The 17840-nt window shown below is 46.8% G+C and carries 20 protein-coding genes; all 20 read left to right on the top strand.

What is annotated here, in order from left to right:
• The first annotated feature begins 50 nt into the window (after nt 1-50).
• The 20 genes from trpE (at nt 51) to ACUTVW_RS11515 (ending at nt 17757) form a co-directional block, all read left to right on the top strand.
• A complete protein-coding gene (gene trpE / locus ACUTVW_RS11420) occupies nt 51-1619 on the top strand; it encodes an anthranilate synthase component I (protein ID WP_445645913.1) in 1569 nt (522 codons plus the stop codon).
• A gap of 68 nt (nt 1620-1687) precedes the next feature.
• Nucleotides 1688-2728 (top strand): anthranilate phosphoribosyltransferase, encoded by a 1041-nt coding sequence (trpD, locus tag ACUTVW_RS11425; protein ID WP_445646143.1) that lies wholly within the window; start codon nt 1688-1690, stop codon nt 2726-2728.
• Nucleotides 2718-3506, top strand: coding sequence for an indole-3-glycerol phosphate synthase TrpC (gene trpC / locus ACUTVW_RS11430; RefSeq protein ID WP_445645914.1), 789 nt, complete (start codon nt 2718-2720; stop codon nt 3504-3506). The genes trpD and trpC overlap by 11 nt, the downstream gene beginning before the upstream one ends.
• Nucleotides 3506-4243 carry a phosphoribosylanthranilate isomerase gene (locus tag ACUTVW_RS11435; protein ID WP_445645915.1) on the top strand — a complete coding sequence of 246 codons (738 nt, stop codon included), beginning with the start codon at nt 3506-3508 and terminating at the stop codon, nt 4241-4243. The genes trpC and ACUTVW_RS11435 overlap by 1 nt, the downstream gene beginning before the upstream one ends.
• A complete protein-coding gene (gene trpB, locus ACUTVW_RS11440) occupies nt 4240-5436 on the top strand; it encodes a tryptophan synthase subunit beta (RefSeq protein WP_445645916.1) in 1197 nt (398 codons plus the stop codon). Before ACUTVW_RS11435 ends, trpB begins: the two co-directional genes overlap by 4 nt.
• Nucleotides 5436-6242, top strand: a complete 807-nt coding sequence (gene trpA, locus ACUTVW_RS11445; RefSeq protein ID WP_445645917.1) for a tryptophan synthase subunit alpha — start codon at nt 5436-5438, stop codon at nt 6240-6242. Before trpB ends, trpA begins: the two co-directional genes overlap by 1 nt.
• Before the next feature lie 63 nt (nt 6243-6305).
• A complete protein-coding gene (hisC, locus tag ACUTVW_RS11450; protein ID WP_445645918.1) occupies nt 6306-7406 on the top strand; it encodes a histidinol-phosphate transaminase in 1101 nt (366 codons plus the stop codon).
• Between the two features lie 27 nt (nt 7407-7433).
• Nucleotides 7434-8528, top strand: a complete 1095-nt coding sequence (locus tag ACUTVW_RS11455; protein WP_445645919.1) for a prephenate dehydrogenase/arogenate dehydrogenase family protein — start codon at nt 7434-7436, stop codon at nt 8526-8528.
• Nucleotides 8529-9210: 682 nt separating this feature from the next.
• Nucleotides 9211-9804: an RNA polymerase sigma factor gene (locus tag ACUTVW_RS11460; protein ID WP_123066029.1), complete on the top strand. Its 594-nt coding sequence runs from the start codon at nt 9211-9213 to the stop codon at nt 9802-9804.
• Complete coding sequence (locus ACUTVW_RS11465) at nt 9801-10436, top strand: anti-sigma factor family protein (RefSeq protein WP_445645920.1); 636 nt, start codon at nt 9801-9803, stop codon at nt 10434-10436. The genes ACUTVW_RS11460 and ACUTVW_RS11465 overlap by 4 nt, the downstream gene beginning before the upstream one ends.
• 44 nt (nt 10437-10480) lie before the next feature.
• Nucleotides 10481-11080 carry a histidine phosphatase family protein gene (locus ACUTVW_RS11470; protein ID WP_445645921.1) on the top strand — a complete coding sequence of 200 codons (600 nt, stop codon included), beginning with the start codon at nt 10481-10483 and terminating at the stop codon, nt 11078-11080.
• 236 nt (nt 11081-11316) lie between these two features.
• Entirely contained in the window at nt 11317-12435 is a 1119-nt protein-coding gene (locus ACUTVW_RS11475; protein ID WP_445645922.1) for a hypothetical protein, read from the top strand.
• 44 nt (nt 12436-12479) lie between these two features.
• Complete coding sequence (locus ACUTVW_RS11480; RefSeq protein ID WP_445645923.1) at nt 12480-12986, top strand: gamma carbonic anhydrase family protein; 507 nt, start codon at nt 12480-12482, stop codon at nt 12984-12986.
• 23 nt (nt 12987-13009) lie between these two features.
• A complete protein-coding gene (locus ACUTVW_RS11485; RefSeq protein WP_090917186.1) occupies nt 13010-13189 on the top strand; it encodes an IDEAL domain-containing protein in 180 nt (59 codons plus the stop codon).
• 176 nt (nt 13190-13365) lie between these two features.
• A complete protein-coding gene (locus ACUTVW_RS11490) occupies nt 13366-13788 on the top strand; it encodes a DUF2487 family protein (protein WP_445645924.1) in 423 nt (140 codons plus the stop codon).
• Nucleotides 13789-13981: 193 nt separating this feature from the next.
• Entirely contained in the window at nt 13982-14524 is a 543-nt protein-coding gene (locus tag ACUTVW_RS11495; protein WP_434750570.1) for a ubiquinol-cytochrome c reductase iron-sulfur subunit, read from the top strand.
• A gap of 15 nt (nt 14525-14539) precedes the next feature.
• Nucleotides 14540-15211, top strand: a complete 672-nt coding sequence (gene qcrB, locus ACUTVW_RS11500) for a menaquinol-cytochrome c reductase cytochrome b subunit (RefSeq protein ID WP_017687726.1) — start codon at nt 14540-14542, stop codon at nt 15209-15211.
• A 22-nt stretch (nt 15212-15233) separates the two neighbouring features.
• On the top strand, nt 15234-16115 hold the full coding sequence (locus tag ACUTVW_RS11505; RefSeq protein ID WP_445645925.1) for a c-type cytochrome: 882 nt from the start codon (nt 15234-15236) through the stop codon (nt 16113-16115).
• A gap of 79 nt (nt 16116-16194) precedes the next feature.
• Nucleotides 16195-16821 (top strand): DUF1405 domain-containing protein, encoded by a 627-nt coding sequence (locus ACUTVW_RS11510; protein WP_445645926.1) that lies wholly within the window; start codon nt 16195-16197, stop codon nt 16819-16821.
• Nucleotides 16822-16887: 66 nt separating this feature from the next.
• Nucleotides 16888-17757, top strand: a complete 870-nt coding sequence (locus ACUTVW_RS11515) for a sporulation protein YpjB (protein WP_445645927.1) — start codon at nt 16888-16890, stop codon at nt 17755-17757.
• Nucleotides 17758-17840 lie beyond the last annotated feature (83 nt).

A 17840-nucleotide genomic window follows, 5' to 3' on the forward strand; every position in this document is an offset into this window, starting at 1 on the left:
TTTTTGTCGTCATAACCTTCTTCTACCTAAATCTGAAAGGACGTGATCTGATGATAGCACCAAACGTTAACCAAGTACTCAAGATGTCAAACGAATATAACCTCATTCCGGTCGTAAAACGAATTCTGGCTGATATGGAGACCCCGATTCGCATTTTCCGCCGTTATGCAGACAATGACCGTGCGTTTCTGCTTGAAAGTGTGGAGGGTGGCATTCAGTGGGCTAGATATTCTTTCATCGGTACGGATCCGTTCCTGATGATTTCGGCAAAGAAAGGCCGGATTGTGGTCGAGGAAGCCGGGCAGACCCGTGAACTGCCAGGCAAGCCAATTGAAGAACTGAAAGCTTTACTTCGCAAATATCGTAGCCCGAAGCTGGATGAGTTACCGCCGTTTACGGGTGGTGCAATTGGATTTTTTGGATATGATCTGTTGCAATATTATGAGAAGCTTCCAGCACATGCGCTGGATGATCTGAATATGGATGACATTCGGTTTATGTTCTGTGATCAGATCGTTGTGTTTGATCATGTGAAACAGCATATGTTGCTCGTCGGTAATGTTCACGTCAAGGATGGTGCAACAGATGAAGAGATTCGTCAGGCGTATGCAGCCACTTCCGAGAAGCTTGAGCAGGCGGCCGAACGTTTGCAGCAGCAAGGACCGGGTGAGAACCTGAACCCGCGTTCGATTCCGGGTGATGTAGAGCTTGGTGACATTCGCTCCAATCTGACGAAGGAACAATTTATCGGCAATGTAGAGCAGGCCAAAGAGTATATCCGCGCAGGGGACATTTTTCAGGTTGTGTTGTCCCAACGGTTTCATATTGATACGGAAATCTCGCCTTTACATGTGTACCGCGTGCTTAGAACACTGAATCCGTCGCCTTATATGTATTATCTGAAAATGGATGATGAGATCATCGTAGGAACCTCACCGGAGGCACTGGTCAAGGTGGACGGCAATCGTGTAGAAACACGTCCGATCGCAGGTACACGTCCAAGGGGAGCGACAGAAGCAGAGGATCGTGCACTTGCGGCAGATTTGTTGCAGGATGAGAAGGAACGCGCGGAACATCTGATGCTGGTGGATCTGGGAAGAAATGATTTGGGTCGTGTATCTGCGTTTGGCAGTGTGAAGTGTGACATGTTTATGGAGATCGAGCGATACTCTCACGTGATGCATATGGTATCGAACGTTACAGGTGAGCTAAGAGAAGACAAGGACTTTTTTGATGCCTTCCTCTCATGTATGCCAGCTGGAACCGTATCAGGTGCGCCGAAGCTGCGTGCGATGGAAATCATTGCGGAACTGGAAAAGGAGGCACGGGGTGCCTACGCAGGAGCGATTGGTTACCTTGGTTTCTCCGGAAATATGGATGCATGCATCACAATCCGCACGATTATTTTCAAAAAGGGAAAAGCCTATGTGCAGGCTGGAGCCGGGATCGTATGGGATTCGGTGCCTGAGAAGGAATATGAAGAGACCGTAAACAAAGCCAAAGCATTGTTAAAGGCGATTCGTACGGCTGAAGCGATGTTTCCTGTAAAAACTGCAGATCCAAAATTAAGTCTGGCTAACGCTGATTATTTTGTTACACCAACTTCGGCAATGAACTGAGAGAGGAGAGACTGGAAATGAACTTGAACCCCATCATGAATGACAGCCGGGTGCTGCCTGAAGCGGCGATTTCTCGGGAAGAAGGAATGAAGCAAGGACTCGCCAAAATTCTAGAAGGTCATCACCTTGAACAGGACGAGGCACGTGAACTGATGTATTCCATCATGAGAGGTGAAGCCACTTCGGCTCAAATCGGAGGTTTGCTGATGGCACTGCGTATGAAGGGCGAAACGGTGGATGAGATCACCGGTTTTGCACAAGCCATGCGCGGGCAGGGTGGACGGATATTGACAGATGGCAGAGGGTTACTGGATACGTGCGGCACTGGCGGATCAGGTATACACAAATTCAACATTTCTACAGCATCGGCTATTATCGCTTCGGCCGTCTCGGTTCGAGTGGCCAAACATGGCAATCGTTCAGCTTCAGGCAAAGCAGGCAGTGCGGATGTACTGGAAGCGCTTGGTGTTAATATTCATCTGAATGGAGAACAGGCCAGACAGTGTCTGGATGAGATCGGAATCTGTTTCTGCTTTGCACAGGTGTACCATCCGTCCATGCGTCATGCAGCCGCTCCGAGGAAAGAGCTGGGTGTTCGAACCATTTTCAACATGTTAGGGCCATTAACGAATCCCGCGGGAGCAGATCGTCAGTTGCTCGGTCTATATGACCGAGCGCGGACACCGATGATTGCGGAAGTGCTTAACCGACTTGGTTTGAAAAGAGCGATGGTTGTCGCAAGCCATGACGGACTGGATGAAATTAGCATCTCTGCGCCGACTCAGGTTTCCGAGCTGCGTAATGGAGAAGTTCAAACCTATGACATAGATCCACGTGACATGGGACTATCCTTGCATCCGCTCGAAGCGGTGCTTGGAGGAGATGCGGCACAGAACGCCGAAATTATACATCGGATATTCCAGGGTGAACACAGTGCTTACCGGGATGTTGTGCTACTGAATGCAGGGGCGTGTATCTACGTATCTGGCCTTGCGGACAGTATTGCAGACGGCGTTAAAATCGCTGCTGAAGCAGTGGACTCGGGTAAGGCGGCTAGTAAGCTGGGGCAGTTAATTCATACAACGGAGGCGTACAATCATGTATCTTGATCGAATTGTTGCAACGAAACATAAAGAAGTGCAGACTCTTGCACAGACCTTTAATATGGACGATGCCATGCGGAAAATTGAACAATTACCTGCTGCACGTGGGTTTGAGCAGGCGCTTTCAAGCAGACGCAATCGCAAGCTGGGGCTCATTGCCGAAGTGAAGAAGGCCTCGCCTTCGAAAGGTTTGATTCGTCCGGATTTTCACCCGGTAGACATTGCTTCTGCATATGAGCGGGCGGGAGCCGACTGCATCTCCGTTCTGACCGATGTTTCCTATTTCCAGGGCAGTAACGAATATTTGCAGGCCATTCATCAGGCAGTGAACATTCCGCTTCTGCGCAAGGACTTTATTATTGACGAGTTACAAATCGCTGAAGCTAGACTTCTCGGAGCAGATGCGATATTGCTGATTGCGAGTATTCTTACACCCCAGCAGATTCGTCAATATCTGACGTATGCAAAAAGTCTTGGACTGGACGCTCTAATTGAAGTACATGACCGGGCAGAACTGGAAACGGTACTGGATATTCCCGAGGCGACACTTGTCGGCATCAATAACCGGAATCTGAAAACGTTCGAAACCAGTCTGAACACTACGCTGGATCTGATGGAGCTGATTCCATCCGGTGTGACGCTGATCAGTGAAAGCGGGATCGACGGGGCGGAGTCGACGAAACCCCTGATTGAAGCTGGTGTACACGGTATTTTGGTTGGAGAACATCTTATGCGCAAAGATGATGTGGAAGCTGCTGTTTATGATCTGATGGGACCCAAATGATGAATGACTCGATAAATAACGGTATAGGCAGCAGTTCTTCCGAACAAGGACACTCGCTGCCAGCGGCCGTAAAAATATGTGGACTTCAGGACGTTGAAGTGCTAAAATCGATGATAAACTTGCCTGTGGACTATATCGGTGTTGTGTTTGCCAACTCTCGTCGGCGAATCACTCCTGAACAGGCAGCCGCATTAAAATCAGTTTTATTGGAATGGCCGGTGAATGAACGGCCAAAGCTTGCAGGTGTTTTTGTTAATCCGACCTTTCATGAATTGGAGCATGTAATGGAAATTGTGTCTCTGGATGTGATCCAGTTGCATGGACAGGAAAGTGCTGAATTTTGCGAACAAGTGAAAAAGCGCTGGAATGCGAATGTGTTCAAGGCGGTTTCTTTTCCAAAAGACGATACGGGACAGGATGCCGATCTTGTGGCTCTGCAACGGTTAGATGCCTACGCGGGATTCGTAGATGCGATATTGCTTGATACCTTTGACCCGTTATATGGTGGGGGTTCCGGCAAAACATTTGCTTGGGAGCGAATACCTGCATATGCGGAATGGGCTGCGAAGAATGATGTGGCTATGTTTGTTGCAGGCGGACTTCAGGCGGACAATGTACAACACTTAATCCAAACGTATAGACCTTATGGCGTTGACGTATCAAGTGGCGTGGAAACGGAAGGTCTTAAAGATATAACCAAAATAACAACATTTGTAGAAAGGGTGAAGCAGGCATGACACACCAATTGCCAGATCAACATGGACGTTTCGGCCCCTTCGGAGGCCGTTTTGTACCTGAGACACTAATGAACGCACTCATTGAACTAGAAGAAGCATACAGCCGCTTCTCAGAAGATGAAGAGTTTAACAAGGAACTGAATTATCTACTGAGTGAATACTCCGGGCGGGAGACACCGCTTTATCATGCAGAACAATTATCCCGTCACTTGGGTGGCCCGAAAATTTATCTCAAACGTGAAGATTTGAATCATACAGGTGCACATAAAATCAACAATGCGATTGGACAAGGGCTACTCGCCAAACGGATGGGTAAAAAGAAAGTCATTGCCGAAACCGGCGCAGGCCAGCATGGCGTAGCAACAGCAACAGTAGCGGCACTGCTTGGTCTGGAGTGCAAAGTATTCATGGGTGAGGAAGATACGCAACGTCAGCAGTTAAACGTATTCCGTATGAAACTGCTGGGAGCAGAGGTGATCCCCGTGACATCTGGTACACGTACATTGAAGGATGCAGGCAACGAAGCTCTTCGTTATTGGGTCAGCAATGTAGAAGATACCTTTTATGTATTGGGGTCTGTCGTTGGACCGCACCCTTATCCAATGATGGTGCGAAATTTCCAGCGCGTGATTGGTGACGAGACGCGTCGTCAGATTCAGGAGATTGAAGGAAGGTTGCCTGAAGTCATTGTTGCGGCTGTTGGTGGCGGAAGTAACGCGATCGGGATGTTCTATCCTTTTATTGGTGATCAGGATGTAAAATTGGTTGGTGTTGAAGCAGCGGGCAAAGGTGTCGATACGGATTACCACGCCGCAACGATGAGTAAGGGGACACATGGTGTATTCCAGGGTTCCATGAGTTATTTGCTGCAAGATGAATATGGACAGGTTCAGCCTGCGCACTCGATCTCAGCTGGTCTGGATTATCCAGGTGTTGGACCGGAGCACTCTTATCTTAAAGATATTGAACGGGCAAAATATGTCCCGATTACGGATCAGGAAGCTTTGGATGCTTTGCAACTGTTAAGCCGCACCGAGGGCATTATTCCTGCGCTGGAATCAGCTCACGCAGTTGCTCAGGTTGTGAAGCTGGCTCCTGAGATGTCAGCGGATGATATTATTGTTATCTGTCTGTCTGGACGCGGAGATAAAGATGTGGAATCCATTATGAAGTATTTGGGGGGGAACTTGTAATGAATCTGATGGACCAAACCTTCCAGCAATTAAAAGAACAAAATCGCACAGCACTTATTCCGTTTCTGACCGTCGGTGACCCTGATGTGAACACCACTATCGATATTATCAAAGAACTGGAGCAGGCTGGAGCAGACATATTGGAACTTGGTGTTCCGTATTCCGATCCACTCGCAGACGGCCCTGTCATTCAGCGCGCTTCCGAGCGTGCATTGAAGAGCCAAATTACGATTCGTACGGTGATGGAGACTGCAGCTAAAGCTCGTGAAGCAGGCGTGAAGTTACCATTTGTCCTGTTTACGTATTATAATCCGGTTCTGCAAACCGGGCTGGATATTTTCTTTGACGAGCTGATTAAACATGACATCAGTGGCATGATTATCCCGGACTTACCGATTGAGGAAGCTGAAGACATGCGTCGTCGTGCCGATCAGGCCGGGGTTCATCTGGTTCCGCTTGTGGCGCCTACATCCAATGCCCGGATTGAGCGGATTGTCACCGGAGCACGTGGATTTATATATTGTGTTTCCTCCTTGGGTGTAACCGGAGAACGTGCTTCCTTCTTTGATGGTGTAGAACGTTTTATTGAAACAGTGAAAAGTCTGACTGAACTTCCTGTTGCCGTTGGTTTCGGCATCTCCAGTCATGAGCAGGTAGCCCACTTTTCCCGCATCTGTGATGGTGTTGTTGTGGGCAGTGCGATTGTACGCCAGGTGGAAGAAGCAATTCCACTGCTTGAAAATGCGGAAACTCGTGAAGCGGGACTGTTGCAAATTCGCAACTTTGTGGCAAAATTAAAAGGATAACTGTATAAGTTGAACGATTCATTCTCATTTTACTCCAATGTAGAACAATAGGAGGCGGTCAAGTTGAAACCGAAATCCCAGATTGTCAATCTGCCTGTGTACAAGCCAGGCAAACCGATTGAAGAAGTAAAACGTGAGCTGGGGCTGGAGCAAGTCATCAAACTGGCCTCCAATGAGAACCCTTATGGCAGCTCTCCTGCTGTGCTTGAAGCGATTACGAGAGAAATGGCGAACGTAAGTATCTATCCTGACGGGAGCTCTGCTGAACTGACAGAGGTTCTTGCCAAGCACTTGGGAGTGGCGAGAGACCATTTGATCTTTGGATGCGGGTCGGATGAGATCATTGCACTGATCACCCGGGCGTTTTTTCTCCCTGGAGATGAAACGATTATGGCGGATCAAACCTTCTCCGTTTATAAAAGCAATGCGGACATCGAAGGTGCTGTAACAATTGAGGTGCCTTTGAAAAATGGAACTCATGACCTGCCGGCTATGCTGGCACAAATCAATGACAGAACCAAAGCCGTCTGGGTATGCAATCCGAATAACCCTACCGGTACGATCGTTTCCGAACAGGAGCTTGTGACTTTTATGGATCAGGTTCCGTCACATGTAATGGTTGTGCTGGATGAGGCTTATTATGAATTCGTAACGGACGATACTTATCCGCAGAGCATTTCACTGATTGAGCGTTATCCGAACCTGGTTATCTTGCGGACATTTTCCAAAATTTATGGATTGGCATCGCTCCGTATAGGGTATGGGATTGCACGTCCGGAGATTATCGATCTGATTAACCGTGTGCGTGAACCGTTCAATACCTCCCGCTTCGGTCAGGTCGCGGCAAAGGCCGCACTTCAGGATCAAGCCTTTGTCCAAGAGTGTGCTAAGAGTAATGCAACTGATCGGGAATGGCTACAACATGAATTTTCACGACTGGGTTTAACCTATTTTCCAACTCAGGGGAATTTCATTTTGGTTGATCTGAACATGCCATCCGCGACCGCGTTTCAGTCTTTGTTGAAACAAGGCATTATTGTTCGTTCGGGCTTTCACGTCTATCCAACGTACATTCGGGTGTCTGTGGGAACAGCGGAGCAGAATCGTGCTTTTGTAGCGGCGCTGGAGAACACACTGGCGGAGAATGTGGCAGCACGCCCTTAATACTGGCGATGAAAAGAGTGAGGACCCATGACAATAAAAATTGCAATGATTGGTGTCGGGCTCATCGGCGGTTCACTTGCGCTTTGCTTTAAAGGCAAGCCCGGGATTACCGTGATGGGTTACGCACATCAGGAAGAATTAAAAGACAAGTACATAGCGAGCGGAGTGGTGGATGCTGCGACGCTCTCTTTGGAAGAAGCGGTGCAGGATGCCGACTTCATTTTTTTGTGTGTACCTGTTGGCTTACTTGAATCCTATTTTGAAAAGCTGTCCAGGTTACCGCTGAAAAAGGGCTCTATTATTACGGATGTTGGCAGTACAAAAGCTTCGATCGCAGCTTGTGCTGAACATATCCGCTTAACGGATGCTTACTTTATCGGGGGTCATCCAATGGCAGGCTCAGAACGTGCAGGCGTGGACGCGGCCTCAGCCGTGTTGTTTGAGAATGCTTATTATGTTCTGACCCCGTCGTTACACGTACCTGAGGAGGCTTACAGTCGCTTGTCAGAGCTGTTGACGTACACTCGTGCACAGATTGTTCGGGTAGAGCCTCTACTGCATGATGATATAGTAGGCGCCATCAGCCATTTGCCACATGTTATTGCTGTTGCTCTGGTTAATCAGGTGCGCGAATACAATGAATCCAATCCACTGTATAAAATGCTGGCTGCCGGTGGTTTCAGGGATATCACACGCATTGCGTCCAGTGACGCCATTGTCTGGAGAGATATCCTGCTAAGTAACCGAGAGGTCCTGCTGGAGCTGCTTAAGGACTGGAACAGCCAAATGTTGTCTTTTACAACGATGTTGGAACAGAGGAACGGGGAAGGCATTGAAGATGCGTTCCGTCAGGCGCGGGAATTCCGAAGTGTATTGCCTGAGCGACGCAAGGGCATGATCTCGCCTTTATTTGATCTGTATACCGATGTGCAGGATGCTCCGGGTATGATCGGAAAAATTGCAACCGAGCTTGGGGCAAATGATATCAACTTGAGTAATCTGGAGATTATTGAGAATCGGGTCGATGTGCCGGGGATTATGCGCTTGTCTTTCCGTCAGGAAGAGGATATGGAACGGGCGAAGGCATTGCTGGATACCCTTGGATATCAAGTATGGATTTAAGCAGAAAAGAGGGCGAAAGTCCTCTTTTTTATAGAGAAATTATGTTAAGATATCAATCATTTACTAAGGATAAAGGCTGTGTTCTTCCTTACAATCTAAGTTTTTACAAATAAATTTGTCCAAAGTGTTGACAAAATGAAAACGTATACATATAATAAAAGTACAGTATGGTTTCTCTCCACTCCTATCCAATAACTGTATTGCTCCACGTGAGCAATGGCCGCTTATGTAAGCGGTCTTTTTTTTGTTTAAAAATGAAAATAACATGTATGATCTGATTTTTATTGTAACTTAACTAATCGAAGTGTAATTTTTTTGAGAAAGTTATCTCATTTTTGTAACCTTTTTAGAGGTCGTAACGTCTATAAATTGCAAGGCTTTCCAAGAAGCTGTATGAGGAAGTCATGACAACGAAATCGATGGCATATGAATGTCAAGTCGGGCAAAAGTGGATAGCAATGGATTTGCCAGGATGATGCAGACCGTTGTACAATGTTACTGTTATGTAGAAACGTTGGGGAAATTGCCATTACATAGGGGAATTTGGCGGAAGGGCCGAGAATGGCGCTGGACGCTTTTTTTATGCGGTTGAAACCGCAACTTTTTTACACCTGTTCGGTAATACATGGATAGAGTCGAACGGGGAGAAGCACATGGATGGGCGAGGAGGGGTCGCACTCAAATGACGGATTCCCAGTTGATTCGAGAGATCAAGGAAGGTAACGTGGAGTTATATTCCGAGCTGATGAGTCGTTATCAGCGTAAAATACTGGCTTTCGTATATCATATGTTGAAAAGTTCCAATATGGAGCTGCTTGCGGAAGATCTCTGTTCTGAGACATTCTACAAGGCGTTCCGCAGTTTACACTCTTTCCGTGAGGTGGATGCTTCATTCTCCACCTGGCTGTATACCATCGCTAGAAATACGGTATTGAGTGAGCTTCGCAAACAGCGTAGTGGAAATGTTCCGCTTGAAGAGAGCGGCGTAGTTCCCATTGCTCCAATGGAGAACGCTCCTGAGCATGCTGTTCTGCGTAGCGAGCGGGTAATGCTGGTTAGAGACGCGATTAACAATCTGCCAGAGAAGCAACGTTCTGCGATTATACTTCGTGAGTATGATCAACTCGACTATCAGGAAATTGCGGGAATTTTGGGGCAGAGTGTAAGTTCTGTCAAATCGCTGTTATTCAGGGCAAGGTCAAGCGTAAAAACACAGTTGGAGCCTTATTTCTTCGAGCCGATGTACGAGCCATATGAAGGGATGAAGAACCGATGAATTGCAATGAAGCCCAGGAACTGTTTGCATTGGTCTGGGACTTGCCGGAATCTCATCCACAGCGAATTGTGTTTCAAGCACATCTTGCTGGTTGTGAAGAGTGTTCGGAGCAGTTTGAAGTCTGGGAGGAAGCCCAGGTGCTGCTGCACAGCATCCCGGTTCCAGTGACTGAGCAACAGGCAGAGAGGGTCAATCGAAACGTTATGGACCGGATTTATGCGGAGTCTCCATGGCTATTGCCGGAAGAGGCAAAGGTTAATCGATTCTCTGCGGCAATCCGTAAACATATGTCTTTATGGATTGCAGCGTTCCTGGCTATTTTTTTGTGCAGCTTCCTGTACATGGCGATGTTTAAGCCAGAGGTATCAGAAGCTGAGAAATCTAACGTTATGACAACGGGTATACTTGAGACCGGGGTTGCCGGAAGTACAGCTTCATCCTCGGAATTGTATAAGTATGACATTCCGCAAGCCAATAAAGGCGGCATCATTGAACCTTTTGTTGTTAGTATGGGGCCAGCTTATCCGCAATACTGGATGGCTTTGTCACTACTGGCTATAGGAATGGCTTTGTTTTCACTTGGACGTATGCATCGATCAACAACTAAACGTAAACAAGGTGTGGGTGCGTAGGTTTCCAACCTGGCGTTCGCCGTGTAGAGAAATGAGGGATGAACGTGCGGATCGGACTTATTCGTCATGGTCTGACAGATTGGAATGCAGCTGGCCGTATACAAGGGCAGACCGATATTCCTTTGAATGGGGAAGGACGCAAGCAAGCAGAACGTCTTGGTAGACGTCTGCAGTCTGAATCCTACCAGTGGGACTATATTGTGACGAGTGGCTTATCAAGGGCACAGGAGACGGGAGAGATCCTTTCACAGATGCTGCATGTACCTATGCTTGAACCGGACGCACGATTGAAGGAGAGAGGTTTTGGTCAGATTGAAGGCCTTACTTCTGACGAACGGGTTGCGCGTTGGGGGAAATCATGGGATACGCTTGATCTTGGGCAAGAACATATCTCGGAGATTCAAGTGCGTGCGCTGGCGTTTCTGGACGATCTATGGTTCTCGCGCGCCCATGAGAATATACTCATTGTGACGCATGGTGCTTTTCTGGCCAACTTGTTAACGGCGTTATATCAAGACCAATATACAGAACGCATTGGTAATCTGTCTTTAACCATTTTGGAGAAAGAACGTGACGACTGGATTCCACTCCTATACAATTGCACGCAACATCTAACGATGGATACCGCTGAACAATCTGAGTGATAAGCTCAGGTTGTTTTTTTTATATGATTTACTTTTTAAAGAATGTGCAGAACTATGAATGAACTCTATTGTTTCTCTTCTGATTGATCGTTTTGAGGCATAAGATGAGATTAATCAAAAAAAATCACAAAAAGAGGTTTAGATTGTGGCGAATCCGTCAACCATGTTTACAAAACCACACTGTTGCAGGCCAGATCAGCAACCTAAAAGCAGTGAACGGGCGAGGCGATGGATCCATGAATCTAGCAGATATGCTGACTTTTGCTGATATTGGCCAGCTTAATCGAATAGCAGACTACTATCAATGTGAATGTAAGCCTAATTCCAAACATGAACTCATCCAGAGCATCCTTACGACATTGGGTAGCAAACCATTCTTTGAGCAGCAGGTGCGTCAATTGAGCCAGGCGGATCAAAGGTTTTTGAACAATCTTTTATTTGACCCCCGCCAATTTTATGGTATGGAGGAGCTCATCGCCATAGCCCGTCAATCGATGGACAAAAAGGAGAGTGAGGCAGGTTCGAGTCCGCGTGATCTCATTATCCGGTTCACCAAAAGCGGTTGGCTTTTCAATGGGACTACACAACAGACAAGATATCTCTATCAAGTGCCTCAAGACCTGAAACTAAGATTCAGAGATGTGTTATCTACCCATCTGCGGGCAGGCATCGTTAAAACGACAGAGCCGTCCTTGTACCGCGAAGAGTATCATTTGTTGGCAGACGATATGAAGTTGTTCCTGAAATTTGTTCAGCAACATGAGATCGCTGTGAATGCCGAAGGCATGATGTACCGTCGCTCACAGCAGCAACTTATGGAGCATCTGCATATCCCTGAGGAACTGGTAGGCAGAGCTGGATGGCGATTCGGATACGGCCGTTCGTTCAAGGATTATCCTGATCGCTTTGCATTGTTGTATGATTATGCGTTTCATCACCGATTGATTCGTGAAGAGCAGGGCTGTATCAGGCTGACAGAATCTGGTGAAGAGAAGCTAGGAGCCGAGAAGGCGTCCGAGATGATACAGCTGTTTCGGTTTTGGTTAAGACTTTATAAAGGTGCTGTTCCAAACCTGTCCTCGCTTGTGTACTGGACAGGCGAGTGTGCCAGCGAATGGTCTACGATGGAATCGCTCTTTGAGCAAATTGGGCCGTTTATCCAGCCGTTTTACTACGACACTGCAGAAAATATTTATGAGAAGCGGATCATTAAAATGATGCTGCATCTGGGTTTGATTCGTGCAGGTGAACATGAACAGGGAAAAACAATACAAATGACCGCATGGGGTTCAAGACTTGCAGCATCCTGCCGCTCGATCTCAGCTGATATTGCACCGATTACGTTTGACAAGTGAAGGACAAGTTGCTACAATCACTCCCAAATTAAGGAGTGATACGAATGATAATTCCATACCAAGGTATAAAGCCGCAGCTACACCCTTCCATATACATGGCTGAAGGCTCTAAATTGATAGGTGATCTGCAAATGGATGAAGAGTCTTCCGTGTGGTTCAATGCAGTTCTGCGGGCTGATTTGGCACCTATCATCATTGGAAAGCGCTGTAATATTCAAGATAATGCTGTAGGGCATGTGAACACTGATCAACCCCTTATTCTGGGAGATGATGTCTCCGTAGGACATGCTGCAATCATTCATGGTTGTACCATTGGAACGGGAGCATTGATCGGCATGGGAGCCATTGTGCTTAATGGAGCTGAAATTGGTGAGTTTTCACTGATTGGAGCTGGCTCTGTGGTAACTGAGAATTGTAAAATTCCGCCCTATACTCTCGCTTTGGGGACACCTGCCAAAGTGATTCGTGAATTGACTGAAGCTGATCTGCAGCGGATGTCGAAAACTTCACTGGGTTATGTGATCAAAGGAAGAGAATATAGGAGCTCTTAAATCCGTTTTGGAGGTGCATCCTATTGGATAAAATGAAAGTTACGTATGAAGTCATGTTGGGGCTGGCAGCTGAGATGGTTTGGGACGAGGCGCTTCGCAAACAGAAAAGTGAGAAGCTTTATTTGGAAATCGACAAAGCGTTAGCTACCGGAGACGAAGTAGCTTTCCGGAGTCTGACGGATGAACTGAGGACGATCAATTAACAGATCAATGACAAACCATATAGATGAATTATTGGAATATAAGGGAATGCGCAGTCGCGCATTCCTTTTTTTGTTTTTTTTTAATACTAACTTAAAAACTGAATGAATATCTGGCTTTATAACATATGCTCATATATAATATGGGAATAAAATGGATAGGAAGGGGATATAGGGAATTGAAATTCAGTGAGATGAATCAAGACAGCTGGGCGGAATTGCAACTTTATCTGGATACATGCCTTGTTCCGTTCACGGCTATGAGAGGTACACAGTCACCGGTTGAAGCGACTGAAGCGCTAGAACGGCTGAGGGATTTTCTGGATATGGTCGAAATTCCTTTTAAAGGTAGAATCATGACATACCCGGCCTATCACTATACAAGTTCAGAAATGTCAATGACATTAAATACATTGTCGGCTGAACTCAAAGCTTCTGGATTCAAGTATGTAGTAATTATGTCAGTAGATGGATCGTTTGTGGAGATGGATATTCCAGCCGCGGATTTACTTTTGAGTCAACAGGATTTGATTCAAAAACTTGAAGAAGGAACAATAGCGCGACATGTCGGGGAGTGCATTCGAGAGTTGTGGAAAAAGTGACATCTTGACGACAAATGTGACAAATTTCCAACAGTTTTTTAACAACGCTTACAATTGAACCTTAAAAATGTGTGACAAATTCTTGACGGTGTTCTAGGGCTACTATATGATTATGTATGTTCTAGTAAGTCGTGGAATTTATGATAATGAAAACGATTGAGAGAGTTGGCTTAAAAAGGGGGTTGGAGACAGTATGAGCAGTGAGCATGACCAGCACGAAGCCTCGATTAAACCGCCAAGCAAAATGGAGATGTCGCGCAGGCAGTTTTTGACGTACACGCTTGGTGGAGCTACCGCCTACATGGCCGCCGGTGCAATTCTTCCTATGGTCCGTTTTGCGGTGGACCCTATTTTGCAGCACAAGGGAGAAGGAACCTCTGTCAAAGTGGCTGAAATCAGCAAAATTACAAATGAACCTCAAGAATTTACGTTTGAACTGAAACAACAGGATGGATGGTATTTGAGTAATGCCTCGTTGGTGGCCTGGATTCGCAAGGACGAACAAGGGAAAATTTATGCGCTTTCACCCATCTGTAAACATCTGGGATGTACAGTAGGCTGGAACAGCGACAAAAATTATCCGAATGAATACCATTGCCCATGCCACGGCGCGCACTATGACAAGGAAGGGAAGAATCTTGCCGTAGCCCCGAAACCGCTGGATGAATATGTGGTTAAGGAAGAACAAGGCTGGGTTTATCTGGGCGAGATTGTTCCGAACACCCGAGTGAAATAGGAGGCGTGAACGCAGATGTTTAAAAATGTCTATGACTGGATTGACGAGCGTCTCGACATCACGCCAATATGGCGGGACGTTGCGGATCATGAAGTGCCTGAGCACGTAAACCCGGCGCATCACTTTTCCGCTTTCGTATACTGTTTTGGCGGATTGACGTTCTTTATTACAGTTATTCAGATTCTGTCAGGTATGTTCCTGACAATGTATTACGTGCCAGATATTATTAACGCGTATGCAAGTGTTGAGTATTTGCAAACGAAAGTAGCTTTTGGTCAGATTGTACGCGGTATGCACCATTGGGGGGCCAGTCTGGTTATCGTCATGATGTTCCTACATACAATGCGTGTATTCTTTACAGGCTCATACAAGGCTCCGCGTGAAATGAACTGGGTTGTCGGCATGCTGATTTTCTTCGTCATGCTAGGACTCGGTCTGACAGGGTATTTGCTGCCTTGGGATAACAAAGCTTATTTTGCAACAAAAGTAACGCTGGAGATTGCCAACACCGTACCTTGGCTTGGACCGATTATTAAAGAATTCCTGCAAGGGGGAACCATTGTTGGTGCGCAGACACTGACAAGATTCTTCGCATTGCATGTATTCTTCCTCCCTGCGGTGCTTCTGGTGCTTCTGGTCGGACACTTTATCATGATCCGCAGACAGGGCATTTCGGGACCACTATAAACCAAAGAAGGGAGGAAACGTAATGGCTCACGGACACAAGAGCAATGATGAGGAAAAGGTTATCTTTGTTGGTGATTCACGCGTTCGCAAAGGGTCGGGATTCATTACTCCACCTGATTACACGGCGTATCCCGGCAAATCGGAAGCATTTATTCCTAACTTCTTGCTTAAAGAGTGGATGGTCGGGGTTGTTGTTCTGGTCGGCATTCTCGTGTTGACCATCTCTGAACCTGCACCTCTCGGTTATCCGGCTAATCCAAGTGCATCGGTTATCCCGATGCCGGACTGGTACTTTCTTTTCCTGTATCAGTATCTGAAATATCCTTATGCATCCGGAGATTATGTCTTGTTGGGAGTACTGGGCGTCAGTGGTGTCGCATTCGGAGCTCTGCTGCTGGCTCCCTTCCTGGATACGGGGAAAGAGCGTCGTTTCTACAAACGTCCTATAGCTTCGGCCTTAATGTTACTGTCCATTATGTCGGTGTTTTATCTGACAAACGTAGCATGGACACACTACAAGCACGAGCTTGAAGCGTCAGGACAGAAGCCGGAGCATATTCAGCGGGAGGAAGAAGCCCTGGAGAAACATGAACAGGGACTGCCTACTTCCAATGCACCGGGACAGAAGGAAGAAGTCGCGATTGTGGACAAAGATGATCCTGCGATGGAAACGTACAAAAAAGCTGGCTGTATCAGCTGTCACGCTGCGGATCTGAAAGGTGCTGGTGGCCCTTCGCTACGGGGAGTGGGAGACAAACACAGCCAGGAAGAAATTTTAACCATCATAAAAGAAGGTTATAACAGAATGCAGCCTCAGTATGAAAATGCTATAGCCCAAGGTGTAACAGATGAGGAGATTACTCATCTCACTGAATGGCTTGCGAAACAGAAGGCAGAACAGTAAAATCGAATTAATGAGAAAACCTGATCGTTATGCGGTCAGGTTTTTTTGAAGTCTTTTGGAGAAAGCAGGTGCAATGGACGTGGCTTTATCGTTTTTTTGGAGCAGGGAGTTTTTGACCAATCGCTATTTCTTGTGGCTTTTGTTCTGGTGTAATGCGCTGGGAACGGTTTACGGTTATATCTGGTATGGTGAGCAAATGAAGCTGACACTTGCACAGCAACCGGTGTGGCAGGTCGTATTTGTGCCGGATAGCCCCACAGCGAGTTTGTTTTTTACATTATCCCTGTTGTGGGTGTTGTACCCTGTGAAGTCGGCAGTCCTGCAGCGGATTGGGCATGTTATCCAGGCTCTCGCTGTGGTCACGTCTGTAAAATATGGTGTATGGGCAGTAGCCATCATCTTTGCTGGCTGGGCACAAGGAGGCACGCAGCATTGGCAGGACTGGATGCTCATCGCTTCCCACAGTGCAATGGCGATTGAAGCACTGATTTATGTACGTTTCTTTGGCTTCCGCTGGTTATCGTTGATTGTGGCAGGTCTCTGGACACTACTGAACGATACGATGGATTATACATACGACATTTACCCATGGCTACCTGCAACGATGTACCAACATGTACAGGCTGTTCGCAATTTCACGTTTACGCTGACCATCGCAAGCATTCTCGCTACTTGGCTTGCATTAAAGCAGGCCAAAAGAGCTTGATTGTACAGGCTTGGCTTGTTCTAACTCGCTTTCCCTCGCCATACATTGATGATGGGAGGGATGTCCATGAAGAGAACATTCAGGAGTATAGCAGGATGGTTGGTGGTAACACTCATGGCTCTGCTGCTTTGGACAGATGCTTCATACCGGGTATCCGCGCAAAGTGATGAATCCAGACGAAATGTGAATCAGGGCGTATCCTCAAGTTATACGATTGCACAATTGAATGAAGAGGCTGCGATATTATATCGCCGAGCGCTCGAAAATAATATGGAGGAGGTACGCGCCAGCATTACACGTATAAGTAATAGTCTGGGGCATATCTCGTTCGAGGGTCAAACCTCTGTTGAGGGCATCCATGCGTTATCTGAAACGGTGGTAGAAGTCAAGGAGGCTGCGGCTAAATTTAAAGGAGATAAACACTTTCTTCAGCTGGCATCAGCCAAACTAAGGCTTGCTGCGGACAGTCTCGCCAATCCGGCGAAACCGCTCTGGCTTCAATATTATAAAATTGTGAAAAATGATCTGGATGCGTTATCACTGGCAGCCGACCAGAACCAGGGCGCAACAACGTTGGCTAATCGCTTTATCGTTCTTGAGGAACACTATGAAACAATCCGTCCGGCGGCAATCATTCGTCTTGAGCCATATCAGATCGTACAGATGGATGCATGGTTATCTCATCTCAAAGGGCTGACATATGCAAAGCAGTCTGATGTATCACAGCTTAGGAGCATGACCGCTCACGGAGAAGAATTGGTGAATCAATTGTTTGGACGAGAGAAAGATGAGAGTGCTTTTGTACCTTTCGTGCAGGGGCCTGATCGCCGGGCTGCAGGGCTGGCAATTAGTTCAGTTATCGTTGCTGTGCTTAGTTATGCGGGGTATCGCAAATATCGTGCCCAGCAGCAGGATATTTTTACATATCGACGGTAGTCATGTTGTCATCTTCAGCACCGATCATGAAACTAAAAAAAAGACCTCCTGCCACATAGCAGCCAATGACATGGCTATGAGAT

It is taken from the genome of Paenibacillus sp. TSA_86.1, from assembly GCF_052691815.1.

Coding starts and splice junctions, on each gene's coding strand:
- ACUTVW_RS11435 (WP_445645915.1), top strand. CDS start 3,506: ATGAATGACTCGATAAATAACGGTATAGGCAGCAGTTCTTCCGAACAA.
- trpE (WP_445645913.1), top strand. CDS start 51: ATGATAGCACCAAACGTTAACCAAGTACTCAAGATGTCAAACGAATAT.
- ACUTVW_RS11460 (WP_123066029.1), top strand. CDS start 9,211: ATGACGGATTCCCAGTTGATTCGAGAGATCAAGGAAGGTAACGTGGAG.
- ACUTVW_RS11505 (WP_445645925.1), top strand. CDS start 15,234: ATGGCTCACGGACACAAGAGCAATGATGAGGAAAAGGTTATCTTTGTT.
- ACUTVW_RS11495 (WP_434750570.1), top strand. CDS start 13,982: ATGAGCAGTGAGCATGACCAGCACGAAGCCTCGATTAAACCGCCAAGC.
- ACUTVW_RS11465 (WP_445645920.1), top strand. CDS start 9,801: ATGAATTGCAATGAAGCCCAGGAACTGTTTGCATTGGTCTGGGACTTG.
- ACUTVW_RS11480 (WP_445645923.1), top strand. CDS start 12,480: ATGATAATTCCATACCAAGGTATAAAGCCGCAGCTACACCCTTCCATA.
- ACUTVW_RS11475 (WP_445645922.1), top strand. CDS start 11,317: ATGAATCTAGCAGATATGCTGACTTTTGCTGATATTGGCCAGCTTAAT.
- trpB (WP_445645916.1), top strand. CDS start 4,240: ATGACACACCAATTGCCAGATCAACATGGACGTTTCGGCCCCTTCGGA.
- qcrB (WP_017687726.1), top strand. CDS start 14,540: ATGTTTAAAAATGTCTATGACTGGATTGACGAGCGTCTCGACATCACG.
- ACUTVW_RS11515 (WP_445645927.1), top strand. CDS start 16,888: ATGAAGAGAACATTCAGGAGTATAGCAGGATGGTTGGTGGTAACACTC.
- ACUTVW_RS11455 (WP_445645919.1), top strand. CDS start 7,434: ATGACAATAAAAATTGCAATGATTGGTGTCGGGCTCATCGGCGGTTCA.
- trpA (WP_445645917.1), top strand. CDS start 5,436: ATGAATCTGATGGACCAAACCTTCCAGCAATTAAAAGAACAAAATCGC.
- trpC (WP_445645914.1), top strand. CDS start 2,718: ATGTATCTTGATCGAATTGTTGCAACGAAACATAAAGAAGTGCAGACT.